The 25573-nt window shown below is 78.2% G+C and carries 24 protein-coding genes; 16 read left to right on the plus strand and 8 right to left on the minus strand.

Going from position 1 to position 25573, the window contains the following annotated elements; all coding sequences use genetic code 11:
• Positions 1-81 precede the first annotated feature (81 nt).
• Positions 82-603: a DUF3093 domain-containing protein gene (locus AB8M62_RS10140; protein WP_369052354.1), complete on the minus strand. Its 522-nt coding sequence runs from the start codon at positions 601-603 to the stop codon at positions 82-84.
• Positions 604-730: 127 nt separating this feature from the next.
• Here AB8M62_RS10140 and dut point away from each other — a divergent pair, with 127 nt between their 5' ends.
• From dut to AB8M62_RS10160, 4 genes are all read left to right on the plus strand, one after another.
• Positions 731-1252 (plus strand): dUTP diphosphatase, encoded by a 522-nt coding sequence (dut, locus tag AB8M62_RS10145; RefSeq protein ID WP_369052390.1) that lies wholly within the window; start codon positions 731-733, stop codon positions 1250-1252.
• On the plus strand, positions 1249-2160 hold the full coding sequence (locus tag AB8M62_RS10150) for a DUF3710 domain-containing protein (RefSeq protein ID WP_369069458.1): 912 nt from the start codon (positions 1249-1251) through the stop codon (positions 2158-2160). The genes dut and AB8M62_RS10150 overlap by 4 nt, the downstream gene beginning before the upstream one ends.
• Before the next feature lie 66 nt (positions 2161-2226).
• Positions 2227-2619 carry an OB-fold nucleic acid binding domain-containing protein gene (locus AB8M62_RS10155; RefSeq protein ID WP_369052352.1) on the plus strand — a complete coding sequence of 131 codons (393 nt, stop codon included), beginning with the start codon at positions 2227-2229 and terminating at the stop codon, positions 2617-2619.
• Positions 2616-3272: a DUF3159 domain-containing protein gene (locus AB8M62_RS10160; RefSeq protein WP_369052351.1), complete on the plus strand. Its 657-nt coding sequence runs from the start codon at positions 2616-2618 to the stop codon at positions 3270-3272. Before AB8M62_RS10155 ends, AB8M62_RS10160 begins: the two co-directional genes overlap by 4 nt.
• Before the next feature lie 18 nt (positions 3273-3290).
• Here the strand turns inward: AB8M62_RS10160 and AB8M62_RS10165 are convergent, their stop codons facing one another.
• The gene (locus AB8M62_RS10165) at positions 3291-3950 is read right to left on the minus strand and encodes a potassium channel family protein (RefSeq protein ID WP_369052350.1); all 660 of its coding nucleotides are present in this window, start codon (positions 3948-3950) and stop codon (positions 3291-3293) included.
• The gene (locus AB8M62_RS10170; protein ID WP_369052349.1) at positions 3950-4615 is read right to left on the minus strand and encodes a potassium channel family protein; all 666 of its coding nucleotides are present in this window, start codon (positions 4613-4615) and stop codon (positions 3950-3952) included. Before AB8M62_RS10170 ends, AB8M62_RS10165 begins: the two co-directional genes overlap by 1 nt.
• Positions 4616-4764: 149 nt before the next feature.
• Between AB8M62_RS10170 and AB8M62_RS10175 the strand changes: the two genes are divergently transcribed.
• The 8 genes from AB8M62_RS10175 to AB8M62_RS10210 all read left to right on the plus strand — a co-directional run bounded on the left by AB8M62_RS10175 (position 4765) and on the right by AB8M62_RS10210 (position 15984).
• A complete protein-coding gene (locus AB8M62_RS10175; RefSeq protein ID WP_369052348.1) occupies positions 4765-6888 on the plus strand; it encodes an APC family permease in 2124 nt (707 codons plus the stop codon).
• 122 nt (positions 6889-7010) lie between these two features.
• Positions 7011-8408 (plus strand): class I SAM-dependent RNA methyltransferase, encoded by a 1398-nt coding sequence (locus AB8M62_RS10180; RefSeq protein ID WP_369069459.1) that lies wholly within the window; start codon positions 7011-7013, stop codon positions 8406-8408.
• Complete coding sequence (locus AB8M62_RS10185; RefSeq protein WP_369052346.1) at positions 8405-8779, plus strand: DUF202 domain-containing protein; 375 nt, start codon at positions 8405-8407, stop codon at positions 8777-8779. The genes AB8M62_RS10180 and AB8M62_RS10185 overlap by 4 nt, the downstream gene beginning before the upstream one ends.
• A gap of 7 nt (positions 8780-8786) precedes the next feature.
• On the plus strand, positions 8787-9149 hold the full coding sequence (locus AB8M62_RS10190) for a DUF202 domain-containing protein (protein ID WP_369052345.1): 363 nt from the start codon (positions 8787-8789) through the stop codon (positions 9147-9149).
• 106 nt (positions 9150-9255) lie between these two features.
• A complete protein-coding gene (locus AB8M62_RS10195) occupies positions 9256-12105 on the plus strand; it encodes an aconitate hydratase (protein ID WP_369069460.1) in 2850 nt (949 codons plus the stop codon).
• 231 nt (positions 12106-12336) lie between these two features.
• Positions 12337-14649: a putative bifunctional diguanylate cyclase/phosphodiesterase gene (locus AB8M62_RS10200; protein WP_369069461.1), complete on the plus strand. Its 2313-nt coding sequence runs from the start codon at positions 12337-12339 to the stop codon at positions 14647-14649.
• On the plus strand, positions 14646-15506 hold the full coding sequence (locus AB8M62_RS10205; RefSeq protein WP_369052342.1) for an HDOD domain-containing protein: 861 nt from the start codon (positions 14646-14648) through the stop codon (positions 15504-15506). Before AB8M62_RS10200 ends, AB8M62_RS10205 begins: the two co-directional genes overlap by 4 nt.
• A gap of 88 nt (positions 15507-15594) precedes the next feature.
• The gene (locus tag AB8M62_RS10210; RefSeq protein WP_369052341.1) at positions 15595-15984 is read left to right on the plus strand and encodes an ATP-binding protein; all 390 of its coding nucleotides are present in this window, start codon (positions 15595-15597) and stop codon (positions 15982-15984) included.
• Between the two features lie 18 nt (positions 15985-16002).
• Here the strand turns inward: AB8M62_RS10210 and AB8M62_RS10215 are convergent, their stop codons facing one another.
• A complete protein-coding gene (locus tag AB8M62_RS10215; RefSeq protein WP_369069462.1) occupies positions 16003-16896 on the minus strand; it encodes a universal stress protein in 894 nt (297 codons plus the stop codon).
• A gap of 137 nt (positions 16897-17033) precedes the next feature.
• Here AB8M62_RS10215 and AB8M62_RS10220 point away from each other — a divergent pair, with 137 nt between their 5' ends.
• From AB8M62_RS10220 to dxs, 3 genes are all read left to right on the plus strand, one after another.
• Positions 17034-18215: a MalY/PatB family protein gene (locus tag AB8M62_RS10220; protein ID WP_369069463.1), complete on the plus strand. Its 1182-nt coding sequence runs from the start codon at positions 17034-17036 to the stop codon at positions 18213-18215.
• A gap of 58 nt (positions 18216-18273) precedes the next feature.
• Complete coding sequence (locus AB8M62_RS10225; RefSeq protein WP_369052338.1) at positions 18274-18675, plus strand: hypothetical protein; 402 nt, start codon at positions 18274-18276, stop codon at positions 18673-18675.
• A gap of 208 nt (positions 18676-18883) precedes the next feature.
• Positions 18884-20815 (plus strand): 1-deoxy-D-xylulose-5-phosphate synthase, encoded by a 1932-nt coding sequence (gene dxs, locus AB8M62_RS10230; protein ID WP_369069464.1) that lies wholly within the window; start codon positions 18884-18886, stop codon positions 20813-20815.
• Between the two features lie 46 nt (positions 20816-20861).
• Here the strand turns inward: dxs and AB8M62_RS10235 are convergent, their stop codons facing one another.
• Entirely contained in the window at positions 20862-21728 is an 867-nt protein-coding gene (locus AB8M62_RS10235; protein WP_369069465.1) for a hypothetical protein, read from the minus strand.
• Between the two features lie 284 nt (positions 21729-22012).
• On the opposite strand from AB8M62_RS10235, the gene AB8M62_RS10240 reads away from it, so the two are divergent.
• Entirely contained in the window at positions 22013-22573 is a 561-nt protein-coding gene (locus tag AB8M62_RS10240; protein ID WP_369052335.1) for an ATP-binding protein, read from the plus strand.
• Positions 22574-22594: 21 nt separating this feature from the next.
• Here AB8M62_RS10240 and AB8M62_RS10245 read toward each other — a convergent pair whose 3' ends face one another.
• The 3 genes from AB8M62_RS10245 to AB8M62_RS10255 all read right to left on the minus strand — a co-directional run bounded on the left by AB8M62_RS10245 (position 22595) and on the right by AB8M62_RS10255 (position 25529).
• The gene (locus tag AB8M62_RS10245) at positions 22595-23953 is read right to left on the minus strand and encodes an HRDC domain-containing protein (RefSeq protein WP_373694907.1); all 1359 of its coding nucleotides are present in this window, start codon (positions 23951-23953) and stop codon (positions 22595-22597) included.
• Between the two features lie 53 nt (positions 23954-24006).
• Complete coding sequence (locus AB8M62_RS10250) at positions 24007-24609, minus strand: response regulator transcription factor (RefSeq protein WP_369052334.1); 603 nt, start codon at positions 24607-24609, stop codon at positions 24007-24009.
• 242 nt (positions 24610-24851) lie between these two features.
• On the minus strand, positions 24852-25529 hold the full coding sequence (locus AB8M62_RS10255; protein ID WP_369069466.1) for a DUF3000 domain-containing protein: 678 nt from the start codon (positions 25527-25529) through the stop codon (positions 24852-24854).
• Positions 25530-25573 lie beyond the last annotated feature (44 nt).

A 25573-nucleotide genomic window follows, 5' to 3' on the forward strand; every position in this document is an offset into this window, starting at 1 on the left:
GCGCGGCGCGGCGCGCGCCCCCCCCCCCCCCCCCCCCCCCCCCCCCCCCCCCGCGGCCGGGGTGCCCGGGCGCCCCGGGCGTCAGCGCGCGGCGGCCGCGGCGGCCGACAGCGCCGCCGCCAGCTCGCGCGGGCGCCGGGTGGAGACCATCCAGTACGGCGCCGGGTCCCGCGGGTCGTCCAGGTGCACGCGCACCGCGCCCGGCACCCACGAGCGGATCGCCAGGTGGGCGCGCGCGTCCAGCTGCGTGCCCAGCGCCGCGCGCCGCTGCGCGGGCAGCACCGGGTCGACGCCGCTGACGACCTCCAGCGGCAGCCGGGCGCGGCCGACGTGGAACGCGCCGTCCTCCAGCCGGGTCCGGGTGGCCAGCGAGAGCAGGACGGCCGCGGACACCAGCGCGCCCAGCACCGCGCCGGCCAGCGCGGCCGCGGTGCCCCAGATCGGCAGCGGCACCAGCGCCGCGCCCGCCACGACGACCAGCGACGACGCCCACGACCCCGGCGCCGGCCACCAGCGCTCGTCCCAGGTCACCGCGCCGCCGGCCGCGCCGCCGGGGGCCCCGTCCGTCGCGTCCGCCGCTCCGCCGCTCGTGCCGTGCGCCACGCCGCCAGCCTCTCACGGGCCGCGGGTAGGGTCGGGGCCCGTGACGGACAGCACGCTCAGCGCGACGCCGCCCGCGGCGCCCGGTGCCGCGGCACCCGCGAGGTCCGCGGTGTCCGCGACGCCCGGGCTGCCCGTGCCCACGGTGCTCGCGGCCGGGGTCCCCGCGCCCTCCTACGCCCACCCGGGCGACGCCGGGGCGGACCTGACCACCCGCGTGGACGTCGAGCTCGGCCCGGGGGAGCGCGCCACCGTGCCCACGGGCGTGTCCGTGGCGCTGCCCGAGGGGTACGCCGCCTTCGTCGTGCCCCGCTCCGGGCTCGCCGCCCGCCTGGGCGTGACCACGCTCAACGCCCCCGGCACCGTCGACGCCGGCTACCGCGGGGAGATCAAGGTCACCCTGCTCAACACCGACCCGCGCGAGACCGTCCACCTGCACGCGGGCGAGCGCGTGGCGCAGCTGGTCGTGCAGCGCGTGGAGCGCGTGGACTTCCAGCTCGTGGACGTCCTGACCGGCTCGGTGCGCGGCACCGGCGGCCACGGCTCCACCGGCGGGGCCCGAGCCCTGACCGGCGCCACCGCCCCCGGCACGCCCACCGCCTCCAGCACCACCCCCAGCGATCCCAGCACCGACGAGGAGGGCCGGCCGTGAGCCTGTTCCGACGACGCAACAAGGCCGCCGACACCGGGTCGGCCACGTCCGCGGGCCCGGCGGCCGACTCGCCCGCCGGCACCCCGGTGGGCGAGCGGTCCGTCACCACGGCGGAGTCCTCGGCGGAGCCCGCGACGGCCGCGGCCGGCGCGGTCCGCGACCCGGAGGCCGAGGCCGCCGCGGCCGCGGTGCGGGAGCCGGCGACCGGCGCCGCGACCACCGGGTCCGCCTCCGGGGCGTTCGACCGCAGCGCCGGGCCCTTCGACGTCGCCGAGGTCGACGAGGACGACACCCGCCTGCCGCTGGGCGGGCTGCGGCTGAAGGGCCGCGACGGCATGGAGCTGCGCTTCGAGGTCGAGGAGGCCACCGGGCGCGTCATCGCCGTCACCGTCGGCCTGGGCGGGTCCACCGTCCAGCTGCAGGTCTTCGCCGCCCCGCGCACGAGCGGGGTGTGGGACGAGGTCCGCGAGGAGATCGCCACGGCCGTCACCCGCCAGGGCGGCGCGGCCGAGGAGGTCGCCGGCGCCTTCGGCACCGAGCTGCTGTGCCGGCTGCCCGTGCGCACGCAGGACGGGCGCACCGCGCACCAGCCGACCCGCTTCGCCGGGATCGACGGGCCGCGCTGGTTCCTGCGGGCCGTCTTCTCCGGCCACGCCGCCCACGACGCGGCCGCGGCCGCGCCGCTGGAGGCCGTGGTGCGCGACGCCGTCGTCGTGCGCGGCTCCGAGGCGATGGCCCCGCGCGAGCTGGTGCCGCTGGCGCTGCCGCAGGTGCCCGGCGGCGCCCAGCCCGCTCCCGGCCAGGAGGCCCAGCCGGCGGGCGCGGGCGGGCCGCAGGGCGGGCAGCGGCCCCGCACCGACGACCTGAAGCCGTTCGAGCGCGGCCCCGAGATCACCGAGGTGCGCTGAGGTGGTCGCCGCACCGCTCGCGCGGACGTGCTCCGCCACCGTCCGCACCGTCCTACGCTTGTCCTCGTGAGCAGGTCCTCCCTGGTCGGCGCGCCGCTGTGGCGCCGTGCGCTGCAGCGGTTCACCGCGTCCGAGTCCGACCTGGCCGCGCGCGACGCGCTGGCCGAGTCCGCCCGCCAGGGCGGTGTGCCGTGCGGGCAGCTGGCCAACCGCTCGCGCGCGTGCGTGTGCGGCACGCTGCGGTCGGTCACCGCCCGCCCTCGCGGCGGCGTGCCCGCCGTCGAGGCCGAGCTGTTCGACGGCTCCGGCACCGTGTCGCTGGTCTGGCTGGGCCGCCGGCGCATCGCGGGCGTCGAGCCGGGCCGGCGCCTGAAGGCCAGCGGGCTGGTCGCCGAGGACGACGGCCAGCGCGTGATCTTCAACCCCGTCTACGAGCTGATCTGCCCGGACGGCGCGTGAGCGGACAGCCCGTCCCCACCACCGTCGAGGAGGTCGTGCGCCAGCGGCTGTCGCTGGCCGTGGGCGGCTGGCGGGGTCTGCTGGACAGCGCCCTGCCCGGCGTCGCCTTCCTCGTGGCGTGGACCACCACGCAGGACCTGTGGACGGCCGTGGGCGCCTCGGTGGCCGTCATGCTCGTGGCGGTCGCCGTGCGGGTGGTGCGGCGCGAGACCGTCCAGCACGCCCTCGGCGGCCTGTTCGTGCTCGTCGTGGCCGCCCTCGTGGCCTCGCGCACCGGCCGGGCGGGTGACGTGTTCCTGCCGGGCATCCTGCTCAACGCGGCCCTGGCGGTCGTCTTCGCCGTCTCGATGGTGACCCGCTGGCCGGTCGTCGGCTTCCTCGTCGGCGCCGTGGTGGAGGAGCCGACGCGCTGGCGCCGCGACCCGGGCGTCGTCGCCCTGTGCCAGAAGCTCACCGCCCTGCTGCTGGCCGGGTACGTGCTGCGGGTGGCGGTGCAGCTGCCGCTGTACCTGGCCGACGACGTCACCGGCCTGGCCGTGGCCAAGCTGCTGCTGGGCTGGCCGCTGCTGGTGCTGGGGCTGGTCGTGGCCAGCGTCGTCCTGCTGCGCGGGCGCACCCCGCTGGCCCCGCCCGCCGAGCGCGTCGCGGGCTGAGCCGCCCCCGCGGACCTCTCAGGGGGAGCCGAGGACGGTCCGCAGCGCGTCCTCCGCCGCGGGGGAGGACAGGAACATCAGGTGGTCGCCCGCCTCCAGGCGGTCGTCGCGGTCGGGGGCGATGGGCCGCTCGCCGCGCACGATGGCCACCAGCACCGTGTCCTCCGGCAGCCGCACCTCGGCCACGGTGCGGCCCACGACCCGGCTGGTCTCGTCGAGGGTGAACTCGGCCATCGACGTCTGCCCCTGCTGGAAGGTGAACAGCCGCACCAGCTCGCCGGCCGAGACGGCCTCCTCCACCAGTGCCGTCATCAGCCGCGGCGTGGAGACGGCCACGTCCACGCCCCACGCCTCGTCGAAGAGCCACTCGTTCTTGGGGTTGTTCACGCGCGCCACGGTGCGCGGCACGCCGTACTCCGTCTTGGCCAGCAGGGAGACGACGAGGTTGGCCTTGTCGTCGCCCGTGGCGGCGACCACGACGTCGCAGTCGGCCAGGTCGGCCTCCTGCAGGCTGGTCACCTCGCACGCGTCGGCGAGCAGCCACTGGGCGTCCGGCACGCTGCTGATCTTCATGGCGGCGGGGGCGCGGTCCACCAGCAGGACGCGGTGGCCGTTGCCGATGAGCTCGCGGGCGATGGAGCGGCCGACGATGCCGGCCCCGGCGATGACGACGCGCATCAGGCGACCTCCTCCGGGGAGCGGCCGAGGACCTTCACGGCCTTGGCGGACAGCTCGTCGGCGACGACGACGTGCACGAGGTCGCCCTCCTGGTGGACGGTGCCGGAGCGGGGCACCAGCCCCGCCCCCAGGCGGGTGATGTAGGCGACGCGGGCTCCCGAGGCGGCCTCCAGCTCGCGCAGCGGCCGGCCCACCCAGTCCTCGTGCACGGGCACCTCCAGCATGACGACCCGCCCGCTGGCGTCGCGGTGCTCGCTCAGCGCACCCTCGGGCACGAGCCGGCGCAGCACCTGGTCGGCGGTCCAGCGCACCGTGGCGATGGTGGGGATGCCCAGGCGCTGGTAGACCTCGGCGCGGCCGGGGTCGTAGATGCGGGCCACGACGGTCGGCACGTCGAACTTCTCCCGCGCCACGCGGGCGGCGAGGATGTTGGAGTTGTCGCCGGAGCTGACGGCGGCGAAGGCGTCGGCCTCGTGGATGCCGGCCTCGACGAGGGTGTCGTGGTCGAAGCCGACGCCGGTGACGCGCCGTCCCTCGAAGGCGTGCCCGAGGCGGCGGAAGGCGTCGGCGTCCTGGTCGACGACGGCGACGCTGTGCCCGCGCTGCTCGACGGTCAGGGCGAGGGTCGAGCCCACCCGCCCGCAACCCATGATCACGAAGTGCATCCGCCCCGGTCCGTCCCGTCGTCGCCCGCGCCGCCCCGGCGGGCGGCGCGGGTCCGACGCTACCGCCCGGCCCGCCGCGGGCGCGGCGCGCGGGTGCCCGGTGGGCGGACGTCCGCGCACCGGGTCCGCCGGTCGTACCATCGGCGGACGTGCCCTCTGTCACCGACGCGGCCAAGCGGCTGCTGGTCGGCCGGCCGTTCCGCAGCGAGAAGCTGTCCGAGACGCTCCTGCCGAAGCGCATCGCGCTGCCCGTCTTCGCCTCCGACGCCCTGAGCTCGGTGGCGTACGCGCCCGACGAGATCCTCCTGACCCTCTCGATCGCCGGCATCGCCGCCTACGCGCTGTCGCCGTGGATCGCCGTGGCCGTCGTGGTGGTGCTGCTGGTCGTCGTGGCCTCCTACCGCCAGAACGTCCACGCCTACCCCTCCGGCGGCGGTGACTACGAGGTCGCCACGGTCAACCTCGGCCCCAGCGCCGGCCTGACCGTGGGCAGCGCGCTGCTCGTGGACTACGTCCTGACGGTCGCCGTGTCGATCTCCTCGGGCGCGCAGTACGCGGCCACGGCCCTGCCGTTCCTGCGCGGGCACGAGGCCCTGTTCGCCGTCGGGCTCATCGTGCTGCTGATGACGGTCAACCTGCGCGGCGTGCGCGAGAGCGGCACCGCGTTCGCCGTGCCCACCTACCTGTTCATGGCCTCGGTCATCGGCATGGGCCTGTGGGGCTTCGGGCGCTGGCTGTTCGGCGACCTGCCGCAGGCGCCCAGCGCCCACCTGGAGCTGGCCGCCGAGCACGACATCTCCGGCGGCCTGACGAGCCTGGCGGGCGTCTACCTCATCCTGCGGGCGTTCTCCTCGGGCGCGGCGGCCCTGACGGGCGTGGAGGCCATCAGCAACGGCGTCCCGGCCTTCCGCAAGCCCAAGAGCCGCAACGCGGCCACGACGCTGCTGCTGCTGGGCCTCATCGCGGTGACCATGCTGATGAGCGTCGTGGCGCTGGCGAACCTGACGAACGTCCGCTTCGCGGAGGACCCGTCGGTGCAGCTGCTGGACGACGGGGTGCCCGTGGGCGACTCCTACGTGCAGGACCCGGTCATCGGCCAGCTCGCCGCGACGGTCTTCGACCACTTCCCGCCGGCGTTCTACCTCGTGACCGCGGCCACCGGCGTCATCCTCGTCCTGGCGGCCAACACCGCCTTCAACGGCTTCCCCGTCCTGGCCTCGATCCTGGCCCGCGACGGGTTCCTGCCCAAGCAGCTGCACACCCGCGGGGACCGGCTGGCCTTCTCCAACGGCATCCTCGCCCTGGCTGGCGCCGCGATCGTCCTCGTGCTGGCCTTCGACGCCGAGGTGACGCGGCTGATCCAGCTGTACATCGTCGGGGTCTTCGTCTCCTTCACCGTCAGCCAGCTGGGCATGGTGCGGCACTGGACGCGGCACCTGCGCACCGAGACCGACGCGGCGGCGCGCGCCCGGATGACCCGCTCGCGGGTGGTGAACTCCGTCGGCTTCGCGCTGACGGGCCTGGTCCTGGTCATCGTGCTGCTGACGAAGTTCACGCAGGGCGCGTGGATCGCCGTCCTGGCGATGGCCGTGGTGTTCGTCAACATGCGGCTGATCCAGCGGCACTACTCCTCGGTGGCCCGCGAGCTGGCGGTGCCCGACGACCCGGCCGCCAAGGCGCTGCCCACGGGCGTGCGCGCGGTGGTGCTGGTCTCCAAGCTGCACAAGCCGACGCTGCGGGCCCTGGCCTACGCCCGGGCGGCGCGCAACACCGACCTGCAGGCCGTCACGGTGGCCGTGGACCCGCAGGAGACGCGGGCGCTGCAGGAGCGCTGGGAGCGCCTGGGCGTGCCGCTGCCGCTGACGGTGCTGGACTCCCCGTACCGGGAGATCACCCGGCCGGTCGTGGACCACGTGCGGGCGCTGCGCGAGCGGCACCCGCGCGACCTGGTCGTCGTCTACGTGCCCGAGTACGTGGTGGGGCACTGGTGGGAGACGCTGCTGCACAACCAGTCGGCGCTGCGGCTGCGGGCTCGCCTGCGCTACACGCCGGGTGTCATGGTGGCCAGCGTGCCGTGGCAGCTGTCCAGCTCGGCGGGCATGGAGGACCGCCACGAGCCGGCCGCGCCGGGCGTGGTGCGCCGCGGGACGTGGGGCCCGGCGCCGCTCGAGCACGAGGAGGCCGCCCGCCCGTCCGGGCGCGGCGGCGGCGAGCCGCGGGACCGGCACGAGGTCGGGCAGGACGAGCAGCAGGAGCAGGGGAGGCGCGCGTGAGCCCGCAGGACGACCGCGGACGGGCGGGGGGACGGTCCGGGGGACGGTCCGGGGGACGGCCGTCCCGGGAGCGGGCCGGAGCGCGCGGCGGGCGGCCGGCGGCGCCGGCCGCGGCACCCGGGGTGAGCGCGCGCCGGCCCTCGCGGCCGCGGGCGCGGGCCGGGCGGGACGTCACGGGCACCGAGCTGGAGCTGGAGGTGGGCCCCGTCGCCCACGGCGGGCACTGCGTGGCGCGCACCGAGGGCGAGGGGCGCGTGGTCTTCGTGCGCCACGCCCTGCCGGGGGAGCGCGTGCTGGCGCGCGTCACCGAGGGCACCGAGGAGTCCTCGTTCTGGCGCGCGGACGCCGTCCGGGTGCTGCGCGCCGACGCCGACCGCGTCGAGCCGGCCTGCCCGGTCGCCCGGCCCGGCCTGTGCGGCGGCTGCGACTTCCAGCACGTGGCCCTGCCCCGGCAGCGGCTCCTGAAGGCCGAGGTGGTCGCCGAGCAGCTGCGCCGCCTGGCCGGCCTGGACGTGGCCGCGGGCACCGACGTCGTCGTCGAGCCCGTGCCCGGCGACACCGGGGACGACACCGGGGACGAGGACGGCGACGGCGACGGCGACGGCGCTGTCGGCGGCGGGGCGGGGCTGCGCTGGCGCACCCGCACGCGCTTCGCGGTGGACGCCGAGGGCCGTCCCGGCCTGCACGTGCACCGCTCGCACGCCGTCGTGCCCCTGGACGACTGCCCGATCAGCGCCCCGGGCGTCGTGGGCTCCGGCGTCCTGGGCGCGCGCTGGGGCAACGTGGAGGCGGTGGAGGTCGCGGCCGGCTCCGACGGCGGCCCGCCGCTCGTGGTGGCGCTGCCGTCCGCGGGCCGGCACGCGCACCTGCCCAAGCTGCCCGGCGCGTCGGTGGCCGTGCGCACCGCCGAGGGCGTGCACCGCGTCAGCGGGCGCACCTGGGTCGGCGAGCGCGTGGCGGCCGGCGGGCGCGAGCACGCCTTCCGGGTCAGCGGCGCGGGCTTCTGGCAGGGGCACCGCGCCGCCCCCGGCGTGCTGGCCGGGGCCGTGCTGGAGGCCGCCGCCCCGCGGCCGGGGGAGTCCGCGCTGGACCTGTACGCGGGGGCGGGCCTGTTCACGGCGGTGCTGGCGGCCGCGGTGGGCGAGCAGGGGTCCGTGCTGGCCGTGGAGGGCGAGGAGCGCGCCGTGCGCGACGCCCGGCGCAGCCTGCACGGCGCGCCGCAGGTGGAGCTGTGGGCGGGAGCGGTGGAGGAGGCGCTGGCCGACCCCGAGCTGGCCGGGCGCTCCGTCGACGTCGTCGTCCTGGACCCCCCGCGCGCGGGGGCGGGCCGGGACGTCGTGGCCGGGGTGGCCGGGCTGCGCCCGCGCGCGGTGGTCTACGTGGCCTGCGACCCGGCCGCCCTGGCCCGGGACGTGGCGACGTTCGCGCAGCACGGGTACCGGCTGGACGGCCTGCGCGCCTTCGACCTGTTCCCGCAGACCGCGCACGTGGAGTGCGTGGCGCGCCTGGTCCCGGCGTGAGCCGCCCGGCGCCGCGCGGCCGCTTCCCGCGCGGCGTCTACGGCACCGGCGCCGAGCCGGACCCGCGCTTCTCGCTGGCCAACGAGCGCACGTTCCTGGCGTGGCTGCGCACCGCGCTGGCGCTGCTGGCGGCCGGGGTGGCGCTGGAGGCGCTCGCGCTGCCGCTGCAGCCGGGGCTGCGGCTGGCGGCCTCGCTGCTGCTGGTCGTGCTGGGGCTGGTCACGCCCGTGCAGGCCTGGCGCGGGTGGGCCCGCGACGAGCGGGCGCTGCGGCGCGCGGAGCCGCTGGCCCCTCCCGTGCTGGCCGCGCCGCTGGCGGCGGGGGTGTGCCTGGCCGGGGTGCTCGTGCTGCTCGGCGTCCTGTGGCGGTGAGCGGGCGGTGAGCGGGGGAGCGGGCCCGCGGGTGTTCGACCCGGGGCTGCAGCCGGAGCGGACGGCGCTGGCGTGGCGGCGCACGGCGCTGGGGGTCCTGGTGGGCTCGCTGGTGCTGGCGCGGCTGCTCGCGCCCGTGCTGGGCGGCGCCGCCCTGGCCGTCGCCCTGGCGGGGGCCGCGGCGGGCACGTGGCTGCTCGTGGCGTCCGGGCGGCGCTCGGCCCGGGTGGTGCGGGTGCTGCTGCGCGACGGGGACCTGCGCGCGGGCCCGGGGGCGGGGGTGCCCGCGGCCGCGGCCGCGCTGACGGCGCTGGTGGGGGTGCTGGGGCTGGTGCTCCTGCTGACCCGCGCCGCGTCCGTGGTATCTTGACGTCGAGACAATCGGGCGGCGGGGTGGCTGGCCGGTCCACCAGAGCCGGTGGGACCATCGCCGGGACCGCATCCGGACGTCGCGGACGACGAGTGAGGAGCTCACGGTGAGCAGCCAGAACAGCTTCCAAGCGAAGGCTACCCTAACAGTCGGGGGCAAGGACTACACGATCTTCCGCCTGGACGCGGTCGACGGGGCGGCGCAGCTGCCGTTCAGCCTCAAGGTCCTCCTCGAGAACCTGCTGCGCACCGAGGACGGCGCGAACATCACCGCCGACCACATCCGGGCCCTCGGCGGCTGGGACGCGGACGCGGAGCCGGACACCGAGATCCAGTTCACGCCCGCGCGCGTGATCATGCAGGACTTCACGGGTGTGCCGTGCATCGTCGACCTGGCCACCATGCGCGAGGCCGTCGCCGAGCTGGGCGGCGACGCGACCAAGGTGAACCCGCTGTCGCCGGCCGAGCTGGTCATCGACCACTCCGTCATCGCCGACGTCTTCGGCCGCCCCGACGCCTTCGAGCAGAACGTCGAGATCGAGTACGGGCGCAACCGCGAGCGCTACCAGTTCCTGCGCTGGGGCCAGACCGCGTTCGACGACTTCAAGGTCGTCCCCCCGGGCACCGGCATCGTCCACCAGGTCAACATCGAGCACCTGGCGCGCGTCGTGTTCGAGCGCGAGGTCGGCGGCGAGCTGCAGGCCTACCCCGACACCCTCGTGGGCACCGACTCGCACACCACGATGGTCAACGGCCTGGGCGTGCTGGGCTGGGGCGTCGGCGGCATCGAGGCCGAGGCCGCGATGCTCGGCCAGCCGGTCTCGATGCTCATCCCGCGCGTGGTGGGGTTCAAGCTGTCCGGGTCCATCCCCGCCGGCGCCACCGCCACCGACGTCGTCCTGACGATCACCGAGGTGCTGCGCAAGCACGGCGTGGTGGGCAAGTTCGTGGAGTTCTACGGCGACGGCGTCGGCGCCGTCCCGCTGGCCAACCGCGCCACCATCGGCAACATGAGCCCGGAGTTCGGCTCCACCGCGGCGATCTTCCCGATCGACGACGTCACCCTGGACTACCTGCGCCTGACCGGCCGCAGCGAGGAGCAGGTCGCCCTCGTGGAGGCCTACACCAAGGAGCAGGGCCTCTGGCACGACCCGTCCCGCGAGGCGCGCTACTCCGAGTACCTCGAGCTGGACCTGTCCACGGTCGTCCCCAGCATCGCCGGCCCCAAGCGCCCGCAGGACCGCATCGTCCTCACCGAGGCCAAGGAGGCGTTCCGCGCCGCCCTGGGCGACTACGTCACCGACGAGGTGCCCGCCGGGAACCCCGCCTCCAGCGCGCACAGCGACGCGGTCGACGCCGTGCACGGCTCCTCCCAGGACGAGGCCAGCGCCGAGAGCTTCCCGGCCTCCGACCCGCCGGCCGCCTCCGGCAGCAGCGAGGCCGACGAGCCGGCCGCCCCCGGCCACGCGCAGGGCCGTCCCTCGCGCCGCGTGCCCGTGACGCTGGCCGACGGCACCCGCACCGAGATCGACCACGGCGCCGTCGCGATCGCCTCGATCACCAGCTGCACCAACACCTCCAACCCCTCGGTGATGGTGGCCGCGGCGCTGCTGGCCAAGAACGCGGTGGAGCGGGGCCTGGCCCGCAAGCCCTGGGTGAAGACCTCCCTGGCCCCCGGGTCGAAGGTCGTCACCGACTACTACGACAAGGCCGGGCTGACCCCGTACCTGGAGAAGCTGGGCTTCCACCTCGTCGGGTACGGCTGCGTCACCTGCATCGGCAACTCCGGCCCGCTGCCGGAGGAGATCTCCGCCGCGGTGCAGGAGAACGACCTCGCGGTGACCGCGGTCCTGTCGGGCAACCGCAACTTCGAGGGCCGCATCAACCCCGACGTGAAGATGAACTACCTGGCCTCCCCGCCGCTGGTCATCGCCTACGCCCTCGCCGGGACGATGGACTGGGACGTGGAGAACGACCCCATCGGCCAGGACGAGTCGGGCGCCGACGTGTTCCTGCGCGACATCTGGCCCGACGCGGCCGAGGTCGAGCGGGTCATCGGCGACGCCATCAGCAAGGACATGTTCGTCACCGGCTACTCCGACGTGTTCGCCGGCGACGAGCGCTGGCGGAACCTGCCCACGCCCGAGGGCGACACCTTCGCGTGGGACCAGGAGTCCACCTACGTGCGCAAGCCCCCGTACTTCGAGGGCATGGGCGCCGAGCCGGAGCCCGTGCGGGACATCTCCGGCGCGCGCGTGCTGGCGCTGCTGGGCGACTCGGTCACCACCGACCACATCTCGCCCGCCGGCTCCATCAAGCCCGACAGCCCCGCCGGCACGTACCTGTCCGAGCACGGGGTGGAGCGCAAGGACTTCAACTCCTACGGCTCGCGCCGCGGCAACCACGAGGTGATGATCCGCGGCACGTTCGCGAACATCCGCCTGCGCAACCTGCTGCTGGACGGCGTCTCGGGCGGTTTCACCCGCGACTTCACCCGCGGCGGCGAGCAGACGAGCATCTACGAGGCCGCGCAGCACTACGCCGAGCAGGGCACCCCGCTGGTCGTCCTGGGCGGCAAGGAGTACGGCTCCGGCTCCTCGCGCGACTGGGCCGCCAAGGGCACCGCGCTGCTGGGCGTGAAGGCCGTCATCACCGAGAGCTTCGAGCGCATCCACCGCTCCAACCTCATCGGCATGGGCGTCGTCCCGCTGCAGTTCCCAGCCGGCGAGAGCGCCGCCTCCCTCGGCCTGGACGGCACCGAGACGTTCGACGTCACGGGCATCGCCGAGCTCAACGAGGGCCGCACCCCCCGGACCGTGCGCGTCACCGCCACCAGGGAGTCCGGCGAGAGCGTCGAGTTCGACGCCGTCGTGCGCATCGACACCCCCGGCGAGGCGGACTACTACCGCAACGGCGGCATCCTGCAGTACGTCCTGCGCTCGCTGACCCGGGCGTGAGCCGCGCCCGGGGCTGACCCGGGAGCAGCGGGAGGGGGCGGTCACCCGGACGGGGTGGCCGCCCCCTCGTCGTGCCCGTGCCCCCGCGGCGACCACGCACCGTGACCGCGGACGGGGCGGCACCGCCGACCGGGTGGGCCCGGGGGCTTCACCTCGCGCCACCGCGTGCCGATGGACCCCCTGACGCGGCACCACGGACGGGGCCGCACCGCACGAGGGACGGACGGAACCGTGGACCCCGAGGACCTGTGGCGCCCGGCGGGCGCAGCGACCCCGCCAGAGGTCGCCGCCGCCCTGCTGCACCTCGCCAGCGCCCAGCCGCACCCCGTCCTCGTCGTCTCCCGCCCCGCCGACGACGTCCACGGCCGGGTCCCGCGCGAGGCACCGCGCGTGCGCTGGGCCAACGCCGCCGCCGCCGAGCTGCTCGCGGTGGCCGCCGACGCCCTGCCCGAGCTGGCCCTGACCCGCCTGCTGCGCCCGGCCGCCGGCGCGCTCGGGGACCACCTGCGGCGAGAGCGCCACACCCGCTTCGCCGCCACCGCGACCACCAGCTCCGGCGAGGCCCGCGCGTGCGAGCTCGTCGCCTGGCCCGTGCCCGCCGCCCCCGCCCTCCCGGGCGCCCCCGCGACGCCGGGAGCACCCGGAGCACTCGGAGCACTTGGCGCGCCCGCCGAGGAGTGCTGGGTCCTGCAGGGCGCCCTGCCCGGCGACGCCCGCGCCGACGCGGCCCTGCGCGCCGCCGAGGAGCGCTTCGCGACCCTGGCCCGCAGCTCGCCCGTGGCCACCATCGTCTCCGACGTCGGCGCCCGCCTGTCCCACGTCAACGACGCCTTCGCCGCCCTGACCGGCCGCTCGGCCGCCGAGCTGCACGGCACCGGCTGGCTGGACTGCGTCGTCGAGGAGGAGCGCGCCGCCGTCGTCGAGGCCGTCACGCACGTCCTCGCCGGGCGCCCCGTCACCCTCGACACGCGGCTGCGCACCGCCACCGGGCAGGTCCGCTGGGTCCACGTGCGCTTCGCGCCGTCCCGCACCCCCGGCTACGGCGCCGGCTTCATCGCCACCGTCGAGGACGTCACCGACCGCCTGGCCCGCGAGCACCGGCTGGCCTACCAGGCCCAGCACGACCTGCTGACCGGCCTGCCGAACCGGCTCGCGCTGCTGGAGCACCTCGCCGGGCTCCTGCCCGCCGCCGAGGGGTCCCGCCCCCCGGGCGCGGAGCACCCCGCGCCCCGCGCCGGGGTCCTCATGGTCGACCTCGACGACTTCAAGACCGTCAACGACGGCCTGGGCCCCGAGGCCGGTGACGCCGTCCTCGTCGAGGTCGCCCGCCGCCTGGCCGCCACCGTGCGCGCCGGCGACCTCGTCACCCGCCCCGGCGGCGACGAGTTCGTCGTCGTCTGCCACGACCTGCCCGACGCCGACGCCGTGGCCGCCGCCGCCCGGCGGGTCCTGGACACCGTCTCGGCACCCGTCGAGGTCAACGGCCTGCGCCTGGACGTCGTCGCCAGCGTCGGCGTGGTCCTGCTCGGCGGGCCCTCCGGCACGCCCGACGAGCTGCTGCGCGACGCCGGCATCGCCACCCACGAGGCCAAGGCCGCCGGCGGCGGGCGCTGGGCCCTGCTCGACGACGAGGTGCGCCGCCGGGCCCGCCGGGCCCTGCGCCTGGTCGCCGACCTGCGCGAGGCCCTGGCCCGCGGCGCCGTCGACGTGCACTACCAGCCCATCGTGCGCCCCGGCCCGGTCGCCGAGGTGCTGTCGGTGGAGGCCCTGTGCCGCTGGCGCCACCCCGAGCTGGGGCCCGTGGACCCCGGCACCTTCGTGCCGCTGGCCGAGCGCGCCGGGCTGGTGCCCGCCCTGGACGCCCACGTCCTGGCCGTCGCCTGCCGCGACCTGGCCGGCTGGCGGGCCGCCGAGCGCTCCGGCGAGCTGCCCCGCGCCCCGCGCTGGGTCGCCGTCAACGTCTCCGCGGTCACCCTGTCCGCCGAGGGCTTCGCCGACAGCGTGCGGCGCACCGCCGCCGGGGCCGGGGTGCAGCTGTCCGACCTGTGCCTGGAGGTCACCGAGACCGCGCTGGCCAGCGACCTGCGCGCCTGCCGGGAGGTCCTGGAGGAGCTGCGCCGCGACGGCGCCCGCGTCGCCGTCGACGACTTCGGCACCGGCTACTCCTCGCTGGCCTACCTGAAGGACCTGCCCGTCGACCACCTGAAGGTCGACCGCTCGTTCGTGCGCGACCTCGACGCCCGCCCGCGGCCCCGCCCGGGCGCCGTGCCCGGTGCGCGCCCCGGGGACCAGCGCGGCGGCCCGGCGCGCGCCGTGGCCGCGGCCGTCGTCTCGCTGGCCCGCACCCTGGGCCTGGGGGTCGTCGCCGAGGGCGTCGAGACGCCCGAGCAGGACGCCGTGCTCGCCGAGCTGGGCTGCGAGGCCGTCCAGGGCTACCTGTACTCGCGCCCCCTGGAGCCCGCCGCCCTGCTGGCCCTGCTGCGCTCCGGCGGCCGCATCGAGCGGCCCGCCGCGGTGCCCGCGCCCCGGACGGTGACCGCGTGATCGGGCGGCGCCCCGCGGTGACCGGCACCGGCACCGTGGAGGACACCACCGCCGGCGCCGTCGAGGTCCTCGGGCGCATCTCCTCCGCCCTGGACGACCTGCCCGCCCACCGGCCCGTCGCCGCGCGCGTCATCGCCGAGGCCGACGACGCCCGCTCGGACGCCACCTCCCTCGGGCGCACCCTCAGCTACGACCCCGCCCTGACCGCCAAGGTGCTGCGGCTGGCCAACTCCGCCTACTTCGGGCTGTCCGGGCGCGTGTCGGCGCCCTCCTTCGCCGTGACCGTCGTCGGCTTCTCCACCGTGCGCAGCCTGGCCGTGACGGCCATGGCCGGCCTCGACGACGTCCCGCCGGAGCTGGACGGCTTCTGGGACCGCAGCCTGCTGACCGCCGTCGCCGCCGGCGAGGTCGCCGCCCGGCTGGGCGCCCTGCAGCCGGAGGCCTTCAGCCTGGGGCTGCTGGCGCGCCTGGGCCAGGCCCTGCTGGTGCGCTGCGACCCCGTGCGCTACCCGCAGCTGCTGACCGCGGCCGCCGACCGCGAGGAGCTGCTGGCCGCGGAGGCGCGCCGCTACGGGGCCGTGCACACCCGCGTGTCCGCCGAGGCCCTGGCCGCGTGGGCGTTCCCCGACGACCTGGCCCTCGCCCTCGCCCAGGTCGACCAGCCCGGCCCGGCGCGGCCGCTGGCCGTGGCCGTGCGGCTGGGCCTGGAGCTGTCCGAGCGCGTGCTGGACCCCGCGCGCGCCCCGCGCCCGGCCGGGCACCTGTCCGCCGGGCACGTGCGCGACGCCGAGCTGGACGCCCTGCGCGCGCCCGTGGAGCGCACCGCCGCCGACATGGTCCGCCTGCTGACGTCCTGAGCCCCGCGTCCCGCCCGCCGCGCCGCCCGGTGCGCCGCCCGGCGCGCCGCGCGACCCCGCCGCGCGGCCCGCGGGGGGCGGCGGCAGGATGGGCCGGGTGTGCGAGGCGACCCCCGCGGCGGAGCTGGTCCTCCCCGACCACGAGGGCTCGGCCCGCGAGGCCCGGGACTTCCTGACGCGGGCGTACTGCAGCGTCCACCACGCCCGCGTCCTCGACGAGGCGCAGCTGCTCGTCTCCGAGCTGGTGACCAACGCGGTGCGCCACGGCGGCCCGCCCGTGCGGGTGCGCGTGGAGTGCGACGGGACCGCCGGCCTGCAGGTGTCCGTCAGCGACGGCCACCCGGCCCCCCCGGTGCGCCGCGACGTCCCGCCCGACGCCGAGGGCGGCCGCGGCGTGGCCCTCGTCGACATCATCAGCGACCGCTGGGGCGTCTCCAGCGCCGGCCGCGGCAAGACCGTTTGGTTCGTCCTGTCCTGACGCCCGCGGGCGGGGTCCTCAGCGGGCGGCGGCGGCCTCGGCGGCCGGCACGACCAGCACCGGGCACAGCGCGCGCCCCAGGACCTGCCGGCCGGGACCGCGCCCGCCGAGGCCGTCGGCGTCGTCGTCCGGGGCGGCCACCACGAGCACGCCCGCGCCCGCCCCCGCGGACAGCAGCGCGTCGTCCCGGGAGGACCAGCGCTCGTCGGGGCGGCAGGTGCGCACCACGTGCACCGCCCCGCCGTGCCGGCCCGCCCAGTCCTGCGCCCGGCGCACCACCGCGTCGTCGTCGCCGCCGTGGCGGCCGTCCCCGTGGACCGCGGCGACCGTCGCGCCCGCGGCGCCGCCCGGGCCCGCCGGCTCGGGCGCGGCCGCCGTCACGACGAGCACCGGCACGGGGGAGCCGGCCACCAGCTCGGCGGCCACGTCGCCCAGGCCGGGCAGGAACTCCCCGCCGGTGCCGCGGGCGCCCACCACGAGCAGCCGCGCGTCGCGGGCCGCGGAGCGCAGCGCCGTGGCCACCGGCCCCAGGTGCAGGTGGCGGACCACCGGCAGCCCCGGGTGCAGCCGCTCCACCAGCGCGCCGGCGTGGCGCAGCACCTCCTCGGCGCGCGCCACCGGCTCCACCGCGTGGTCGCCGGCGCCCGGGTCGGCACCCGCGGCCGGTGCCGCGGTCCGGGCAGCGGGGTCCTCGCCCAGCCGGGCCACCGTCAGCACGTGCAGCGGCGAGCCGGTCCCGGCCGCGTCGTCGGCGGCCAGCACCAGCGCGCGCACGGCGTCGGGGGAGCCGTCGTAGCCCACGACGACGGGCGCTGCCGCGGGGCCCCCGCCCGAGGACCCGGCGCCGGTCCGGCCGGTGGGCGCGCCGGCGGGGCGCGCGGGCGGGGCGGTGACGGCGGCGAGCGTGTCCACGGCGGACCTCCGGGAGGGGTGGGCGGGTGCCGCGACCAGCGTCCCCCGCGGGTCCGGGCGCCCACCAGGGACGGAGGTCCCGGGTGCCCGCCGGGCCCGCGGGGGCCGCCGGCCGGCCGCCGGGGCAGGATCGGCCCGTGACGCCGCACGAGCGCGAGCAGGGGACCCGCACCCGCCCGGACCCGCTCGGGGACGTGCGGATCGGCCAGGTGCGCAGCCGCACGAGCCTGAAGTGGCGCTTCCACCCGCCGGACGTGCTGCCGCTGTGGGTGGCCGAGATGGACGTCCTGCTCGCCGCGCCCGTGGCCGCCGCCCTGCACGACGCCGTCACCCGCGGCGACACCGGCTACGCCCACGGCGACGACCTGGCCCGCGCCTTCGCCGGCTTCGCCCGGCGCCGCTGGGGCTGGGAGGTCGACGTCGCCCGCACGGCCCTCGTGCCCGACGTCATGACCGGGGTCGTGGAGGCGCTGCGGCTGGTGTCCGGGCCCGGCGCCGCGGTGGTCGTCAACACGCCCGTCTACCCGCCGTTCCGCGCCTTCGCCGAGCGCTCGGGCCGCCGCGTCGTCGACGTCCCGCTGACCGCCGCCGGGCGCCTGGACCTGCCGGCGCTGGAGGCGGCGTACGCGCGCGAGCGCGCCCGCGGCGAGGTCGTCCACCTGCTGTGCAGCCCGCAGAACCCCACCGGCACCGTGCACACCGCCGCCGAGCTGACCGCGCTGGCCGAGCTGGCCGCCGCCCGCGGGGTGCGCGTGGTCGCCGACGAGGTGCACGCCCCGCTGGCCGACGCCGCCGCCGGTTTCGCGCCGTACCTGGCCCACGACCCGACCGGGCTCGGGACGGCCCTGACGTCGGCCAGCAAGGGCTGGAACCTCGCGGGCGTCCCGGCCGCGCTGCTGCTGGCCGGGCCCGCCGCGGCCGGCGACCTGGCGCGGCTGCCGGAGGAGGCCGGGCACGGTGTCGCCCACCTGGGCGTCCTCGCCCACGCGGCGGCGTTCCGGGCCGGCGGGGAGTGGCTGGACGGCCTCCTGGACGGCCTGGCCCGCCGGCGGGCGCTGCTGGACGCCCTGCTCGCCGAGCACCTGCCGGCGGTGCGGCGCGCGCCGTCCCGGGCCACGTACCTGGCGTGGCTGGACTGCCGCGACCTCGGCCTGGGCGACGACCCGGCCCGGGTGCTGCTGGAGCGCGGCCGGGTCGCGCTCAGCGCCGGGCACGAGTTCGGGCCCGCCGGCCGCGGCTTCGCGCGCCTGAACCTCGCCACGGGCGAGGACGTGCTCACCGAGGCGGTGCGGCGGATGGCGGCCGCCCTGGACGGCTGACCGGACGGCCGACCGGACGGCTGAGCCGTCCCGCGCGCCGCGCGGTAGCGTCGAACGCGTGTTCGAGGAACCGTCCGCCGCGCCCGCGCGGCGGCGTCCCCGGCACGGCCCGCCCGGCTGGCCGCAGGAGGTCCCCCCGGCCGGGGCGGAGGGCTGGGAGGCGGCCGCGACGGACTGGCTGCTGGACCAGGCGCCGCCGGAGTACCGCGGCTACCCGCCGGTGCGCCGCCACCCGGTGCTGCTGGCCTGGCTCGTCGCCCACCACGCCGCCGCCGGCCAGGAGCAGGTGCGCCGCGCCCTGGGCACCGCGCGCCGCGACCTGTCCGGGCACCTGCCGCCCGAGACCGCCCCGGCGGTCTTCGACGTCCTGGAGCGCGAGCAGCTGCGGCTGCGGCGCCTGGCCCGCGCCGTCGGCCTCGTCCACGACGCCCTGCTGCGCGCCGCGCCGCCGCCCTGGTGAGCGGGCCGGTGAGCGGGCCGGTGAGCGGGCCGGTGAGCGGGCCGGTGAGCGGGCCGTCCGTGTGCAGATCCGGTGCGGGCCCGCCCGTCGGGGTGCTCTTCCCGCGCCGCGGCGCCCCGGCGCTCCTACACTCGACCCGCGACGCGCCCGGGCACCCCGCCGCGCCGCGACCGCAGGACGACGCCGCACGCCAGGAGGCCACCGGAGCATGGGGCTGCTCGCATCGATCACGGGTCCCGAGGACCTCAGGGCCCTGGCCCCGGAGCAGCTGCCGGCGCTGGCCGCTGAGGTCCGGGACTTCCTCGTCCGCGCCGTCAGCCGCACCGGCGGGCACCTGGGCCCCAACCTCGGGGTCGTCGAGCTGACCATCGCGCTGCACCGGGTCTTCGACTCCCCGCGCGACCGGCTGGTCTTCGACACCGGCCACCAGAGCTACGTGCACAAGCTGCTCACCGGCCGGCAGGACTTCTCCCGCCTGCGCGAGGCCGGCGGCCTGTCCGGCTACCCCTCGCGCGCCGAGAGCGAGCACGACGTCGTGGAGAACTCGCACGCCTCCACGTCGCTGTCGTGGGCCGACGGCCTGGCCAAGGCGTTCGAGCTGAGCGGCCAGACCGACCGGCGGGTCGCCGCCGTCGTCGGCGACGGCGCCCTGACCGGCGGCATGGCCTGGGAGGCGCTGAACAACATCGCCGCCGCCCAGCGGCCCGTCATCGTCGTCGTCAACGACAACGAGCGCTCCTACGCGCCGACCATCGGCGGGATGGCCACCCACCTGGCGACCCTGCGCACCACCCGCGAGTACGAGAAGCTCCTGGACTGGGGCAAGCAGTCGCTGCGCCGCGGCGGGGCCCCCGGCCGCTTCGCCTACGACACGCTGCACGGGATGAAGAAGGGCATCAAGGACATCGTCGCCCCGCAGGGGCTGTTCGAGGACCTGGGCCTGAAGTACGTCGGTCCCGTCGACGGCCACGACGCCGTCGCCGTCGAGCACGCCCTGCGCCGCGCCCGCTCCTACGGCGGCCCCGTCATCGTGCACGTCATCACCCAGAAGGGCCGCGGCTACAAGCCCGCCCTGGACAACGACGCCGACCACTTCCACGCCGTCGGCGTCATCGACCCCGAGACGGGCGAGGCGCAGGCCTCCAGCGGCTCCTCCTGGACCAGCGTGTTCGCCGAGGAGATGGTCGCGATCGGCGAGGTGCGCCGCGACGTCGTCGGCATCACCGCCGCCATGCAGATCCCCGTCGGCCTCGGGCCGTTCGCCCGCGCCCACCCCGAGCGGGTCTTCGACGTCGGCATCGCCGAGCAGCACGCGGCCACGTCCGCGGCCGGGATGGCCGCCGGCGGCCTGCACCCCGTCGTCGCCGTCTACGCCACCTTCCTCAACCGGGCGTTCGACCAGCTGCTCATGGACGTCGCGCTGCACCGCGCGGGCGTCACGTTCGTCCTGGACCGCGCCGGGGTCACCGGCCCCGACGGCGCCAGCCACCACGGCGTGTGGGACATGGCCCTGACCCGCCTGGTGCCGGGGCTGCGGCTGGCCGCCCCCCGCGACGCCACGACGCTGCGCGAGGAGCTGCGCGAGGCCGTCGCCGTCGAGGACGCGCCCACCGTCCTGCGCTTCAGCAAGGGCAAGGTGCCGGCCGACCTGCCGGCGATCGCCCGCACCGGGCACGCCGACGTGCTGGAGGGGGAGCGCTGGCGCGAGGGCGACGACGTCCTGCTCGTCGCCGTCGGCGCGATGGTCCCGCGGTGCCTGGACGTGGCCGCCCGGCTGCGCGCGCACGGGGTCGGCGTCACCGTCGTCGACCCCCGCTGGGTGACGCCCGTGGACCCGGCCCTGGTCGAGCTGGCCGCCTCGCACCGGCACGTCGCCGTCGTCGAGGACGGCTGCGAGGCCGGGGGCGTGGGCAGCGCCCTGGCCGACGCGCTGCGCGCCGCCGACGTGACCACCCCGCTGCAGACGTTCGCGCTGCCGCAGCGCTTCGTCGACCACGGCGGGCGCGACGCCATCCTCGACGAGGCGGGCCTGTCGCCGCAGCACGTGGCCCGGCGCGTGGTGGAGGCCGTGGCCCGGCGGACCCAGGGCTCGCAGGACGCCGACACCGCCGGCGACCCGGCGGTGCGCCCCGGCGGCTGACCCGCGGCGGCTGACCCGCGGCGGCTGACCCGCGGCCGCCGCTGCGTCACTGCTGGAGGACGACCTCGGCCAGCCGCACCGTCCGCGGCGCGTGCGCGACCTCGTGGCGCGAGACGAGCAGCGGGCGCGCCGCCCCCCGCTCCAGGGGGTCGGTGGCGCTCCACGCCGCGGCCACGAAGGCCGGGTCGATCCGGGCCAGGTCGAACCAGCCGCGCGAGCGCGCGGGCACCGCCACGGCGCGCAGCAGGCCCACGCCCCCGTGAGCCGCCCCGGGGCCCGAGCCGGCGCCCGGCCCGTCGCCGGGGGCGGTCAGGTGCGCGCGCAGCGCCGGGGACGTCAGCAGGGTCGGCACGTCGCAGCCGCCCACGGGCCGCAGCACCCCGCCACCGCGGGCGCCGGCGTCGCGGGCCAGGCGCTGCGCCGCCAGCGCGCCCATCGCGTCGACGTGGTCGAGGTCGGCACCGGTCAGCGCGGGCGAGGAGCCCGTGGCCCGGGCGGTCGCGGCCGCCAGCGGCAGCGCCCGCTCGCGGCCGTCGGGGCCGGTGAGCACCACGGCCGGGCCCACGTCCAGCGCGCCGCCGGTGAACCGGCGGGCCGTCCACGCCCGCCCGGGGTGCACGTCCGCGTCCACCGCCACCGCGAGGGCGACGCGGCGCGCGCCGCGCCGGTGCGCGGCGCGGTGGGCCAGCAGCAGGTCGCGCACGCGCCGGCGCCGGGGCTCCTCGCCGGCCGGCGCGCCCGGGGCGCCCGCGGCGGCGGCCTCGAGCACGGCCCAGTCCAAGGACGCGCAGCCGGGCAGGTGGACGCCCGCGTCGTCGAGGTCGACGTCCACGTCGTCCAGCACGCTCGCGGCCAGCACCGCGCGGCGCAGGGCCGCGCGGGCGGCGCGCGCGGCGGGCAGGGACGAGGTCACGGGCCGACCGTAGGCGAGCGGGCGGCCCGCCTCTCGCGCAGCGCGAGCACCGCTGGGCCGCACGGGTGAGGTGCCGGCCCCCGGACGGCGCCGGTCACCACGGGCGGTGACGAGACGACCACCCGCCCTCCTGCGCGCTCCCGCGCGGCCGCCCGTCCCCCGTCCGGGGGGCTCCGCGCCGCGGCGGACGGCCCTCCCACCTTGCCCGCGCGCGCGGCCTGCGCCATCGTCTGCCGTGGTGGTGTCGAGGGCGCACCGCCGGGTCGAGGGCGACGGAGGACGACGTGGAACGCCTCTCACTGGACGCGCACCTGTCCTCACCGGCGCTGGCGCGGCACTGGGTGTGCGAGCGCTGCCCCGCCGAGCACCTGCCGGAGGCGCGCCGCTGGATCGCCGAGCTGCTCACCAGCGAGCTCGTCTCCAACGCGCTGGAGCACGGCCAGGGGCCGGTCACGCTGACGATGACGCACGACGCCGAGGGCATCGTCGTGGGCATCTCGGACGGCACGACCAGCATCCCGGCGCTGCGGCCGCAGAGCCCGACGGCCACCTCCGGGCGCGGCATCGCCCTCGTCGACGCGCTGGCGACGGCGTGGGGGTACTACCCGAGCGCCGAGCGGCCCGGCGCGGACGGCGACCGGGACGCCGGCGGGGCCGGTGACGCCCCGGCCGGTGGTGACGGGGCCGCCGGCGCCGTCGAGGACGTCGGCGATCCCGCCCGCGAGGTGCTGCGCTGGCCGCTGCCGCGCGAGGAGGAGAGCGCCGCGCCGGCCGCGGGCGGGGCCGCGGGGGACCGTCCCGGGCGCGGCGGCAAGACCGTCTGGTTCCACCTCGCCCGCGACTGACGCCGGGGACGCCGGCGGTCCTCAGCCCGCCGGGCGCCCGCCGTCGGCGGGGGCGTCCACCGGGTGCTCGCCGCGGGCGGCCGCGGCGAACGCCTCGGCCAGCGGCTGCGCCACGAGGGCGACCTGCCAGTCGCGGGCGCGCGAGGCCCGCAGGGCCGCGCCCAGCGCCGCCGCGTCGGCCGGCCGCGGCGGGGACCAGGCCAGCCGGCGCAGGGCGTCCGGCTGCAGGAGGTTCTCCACCGGCAGGCCGTGCTCCCCGGCCAGGGCGGTGACCGCGGCGCGTCCCGCGGCCAGGCGGGCGGCGGCCTCCGGGTCGCGCTGGGCCCACGTGCGCGGCGGCGGCGGGCCGTCCCCGCGCGCGGCGTGCTGGGGCAGCTCGGCCTCGGGCAGCGCCCGCCCGGCCTCGACGGCCGCGAACCAGGCGACCAGGCGGGTGCGGGCGGCCCGGCCGGTGAACCCGGGCGTGCCCAGCAGGGCCTGCGGCGTGCGGGGCATCGCCCGCGCGGCGGCCACGAGGGCGGCGTCGGGCAGGAGGCGGCCGGGAGAGGTGTCGCGGCGGCGGGCCTCCTCGTCGCGGGCCTGCCACAGCGCGCGCACGACGGCCAGCTGGCGGCGCGAGCGCACGGCGTGCAGGCCGGAGACGCGGCGCCACGGCTCGGCGGGCGGGGCGGGCGCGGCGGCCGCCGCGACGGCGGCGAACTCCTCGCGGGCCCAGCCCAGCTTGCCCTGGGCGTCCAGCCGCGCCGCGACCGCGTCGCGCAGCTCTAGCAGCACCTCGACGTCGAGGGCGGCGTAGTTCAGCCACGGCTGCGGCAGCGGGCGGGTGGACCAGTCCACCGCGGAGTGCTCCTTGGCCAGCCGCAGCCCGAGCAGCTCCTCGACGACGGCGCCCAGGCCCACGCGCGGCAGCCCGGCCAGCCGCGAGCCCAGCTCGGTGTCGAACAGCGTCACCGGGCGCATGCCCACCTCGGCCAGGCACGGCAGGTCCTGGCTGGCGGCGTGCAGGACCCACTCGGCGTCGGCGAGGGCCTCGCCCAGCGCCGACAGGTCCCCCAGCGCCTCGGGGTCGACGAGGGCGGTGCCGGCCCCGGCGCGGCGCAGCTGCACGAGGAAGGCGCGCTGGCCGTAGCGGTACCCGGAGGCGCGCTCGGCGTCCACCGCCACGGGGCCGGTGCCGGCCGCCATCGCGGCCACGACCTCCGCCAGCGCCGCCGGCGTGTCGGCCACCGGCGGCACCCCGCCGGTGGGCGCGTCGAGCAGGGGCAGCGGCGGGGCCTCCGGCTGCTCCTGCGGCCCGGCGGCCCCGCCGGGGGCGCCGGGGGCGTCCTGACCCGGCGCGTCCCGACCGGCCGCGTCCTGACCGCTCTCGCCCTGGCTCACGCGCCCACCGTACGGGGCGCTCCCGGCCCGCCCGGGGCCGGTCGCCGGACCGGTTACTGGATGACGCCGGCGCGCAGGGTGATGGCGACCATCTCGGCGCGGTCGCCGGTGCCCAGCTTGCGGGCGATGCGCGCCAGGTGGCTCTTGACGGTCAGCGCGGACAGGCCCAGCAGGGCCCCGGTGTCCTTGTTGGAGCGGCCGTCGGCGACGTGCTGGAGCACCTCGACCTCGCGCTCGGACAGGCCGTCGACGCCGGCGCCGCCGGTGCGGGTCTCGAAGCCGGTGCCCTCGGGGCGGGTGGTGACCAGGTAGCAGCGCACCCCGGCGGCCACCGCGCCGCGCACGGCGAACGGGTCGGCGTTGCTGGACAGCACGACGCAGCGGTTCCAGCCGGCCGCGCGCAGCTCGGAGACGAGCTGGGCGCCGGAGCCGTCGGGCAGGCCCGCGTCGGCGATGAACAGGGCGCGCGGGCCCGTGCGCGCCAGGGCGCGGGCCTGGGCGACGCTGGAGGCGTGCTCCACGTTGGCCGCGCCCAGCAGGCGCAGGGTGCGGGTCACCGACTCGCGGACCACCGGGTCGGCGACCGCGACCAGGGCGGCGAAGCGGCCGAGACGGGAGGGGACGGCCATCCCCGGGCGTTCGACGAGCGCAGTCACCGTCGTCCTCCTCAGTGCGCGGCGTCCGCCTCGTGCGGAGCCTGTGTCCCGAGGTGATCGGCCGGACGGGGGGCCGCCTTGACGTCCGGGGACGGCCCGGAACGCGGCGGCACCCGTCACGACCTGCGACGACGTCACCGCCGGGTGCGTCCCGGCGGGTGGGCGCGCACCCGTCCGGGTGAGCGGCCACCGGCCCGGGCCCCGCCCGCGGCCACGGGCGGTCACCGACCGTCAGGGAGGGGTCAGCGGTACGGCCGTCCGAGGGAACTGACGCCCTCGGGCACCGGCGGCAGCCCCGCGACCGTGCACAGGAGCACCGCCCACGCCTCCACGTGGGCGGCGACGTCACCGGGTGCGAGCACCGCCACGCCCGCCGCGCCCGCCACGCCCACCGGGCCCCCCGGGCCCCCCGGGCCCCCCGGGCCCCCCGGGCCCCCCGCCGCCAGCGGCGTCCAGGAGGCGCGCACCTCCACGTCCACGGACGCCTCGCGGTCGGCCAGCGCGCCGTAGCCCTCGCTGAGCACCCGCGTCACCGTGCCGCCCACCTCGGCGGCCCGGGCGCCGGCGCCGGCCAGGGCGTCCTCCAGCCACGACCAGCCGACCCGGCCCAGCAGCGGGTCGGCGCCCAGCTCGGCCTCCAGACCCGCCCGCGCGTACGTGACGACCCGGAAGGCGCCGCCCCACTCCGGCGGGGCGGCGGGGTCGTGCAGCAGGATGAACCGGCCCGTCGCCAGCTCCTCGCCGTCGTGCAGGACCTCCCCGGACAGCGCCGCGGCGTGCGGGGCGATCCGGGCCGGTGCGGCCACCTCGGTGACGGCCACCTCCGGGCGCACGCGGACCGCGCGCAGGGCGGCCACGGCGTCCGCGAAGGCGGGCGGCACGGCGGCCCCGTCACCGGGTCGCACGCGGGTCACGGTCACGTCCCGGAGACTAGGCACGAGGCCGCCGCGGACCGGGTGCGCCG

This window comes from Kineococcus terrestris (assembly GCF_041020755.1).
GTDB classification, from domain to species: domain Bacteria; phylum Actinomycetota; class Actinomycetes; order Actinomycetales; family Kineococcaceae; genus Kineococcus; species Kineococcus terrestris.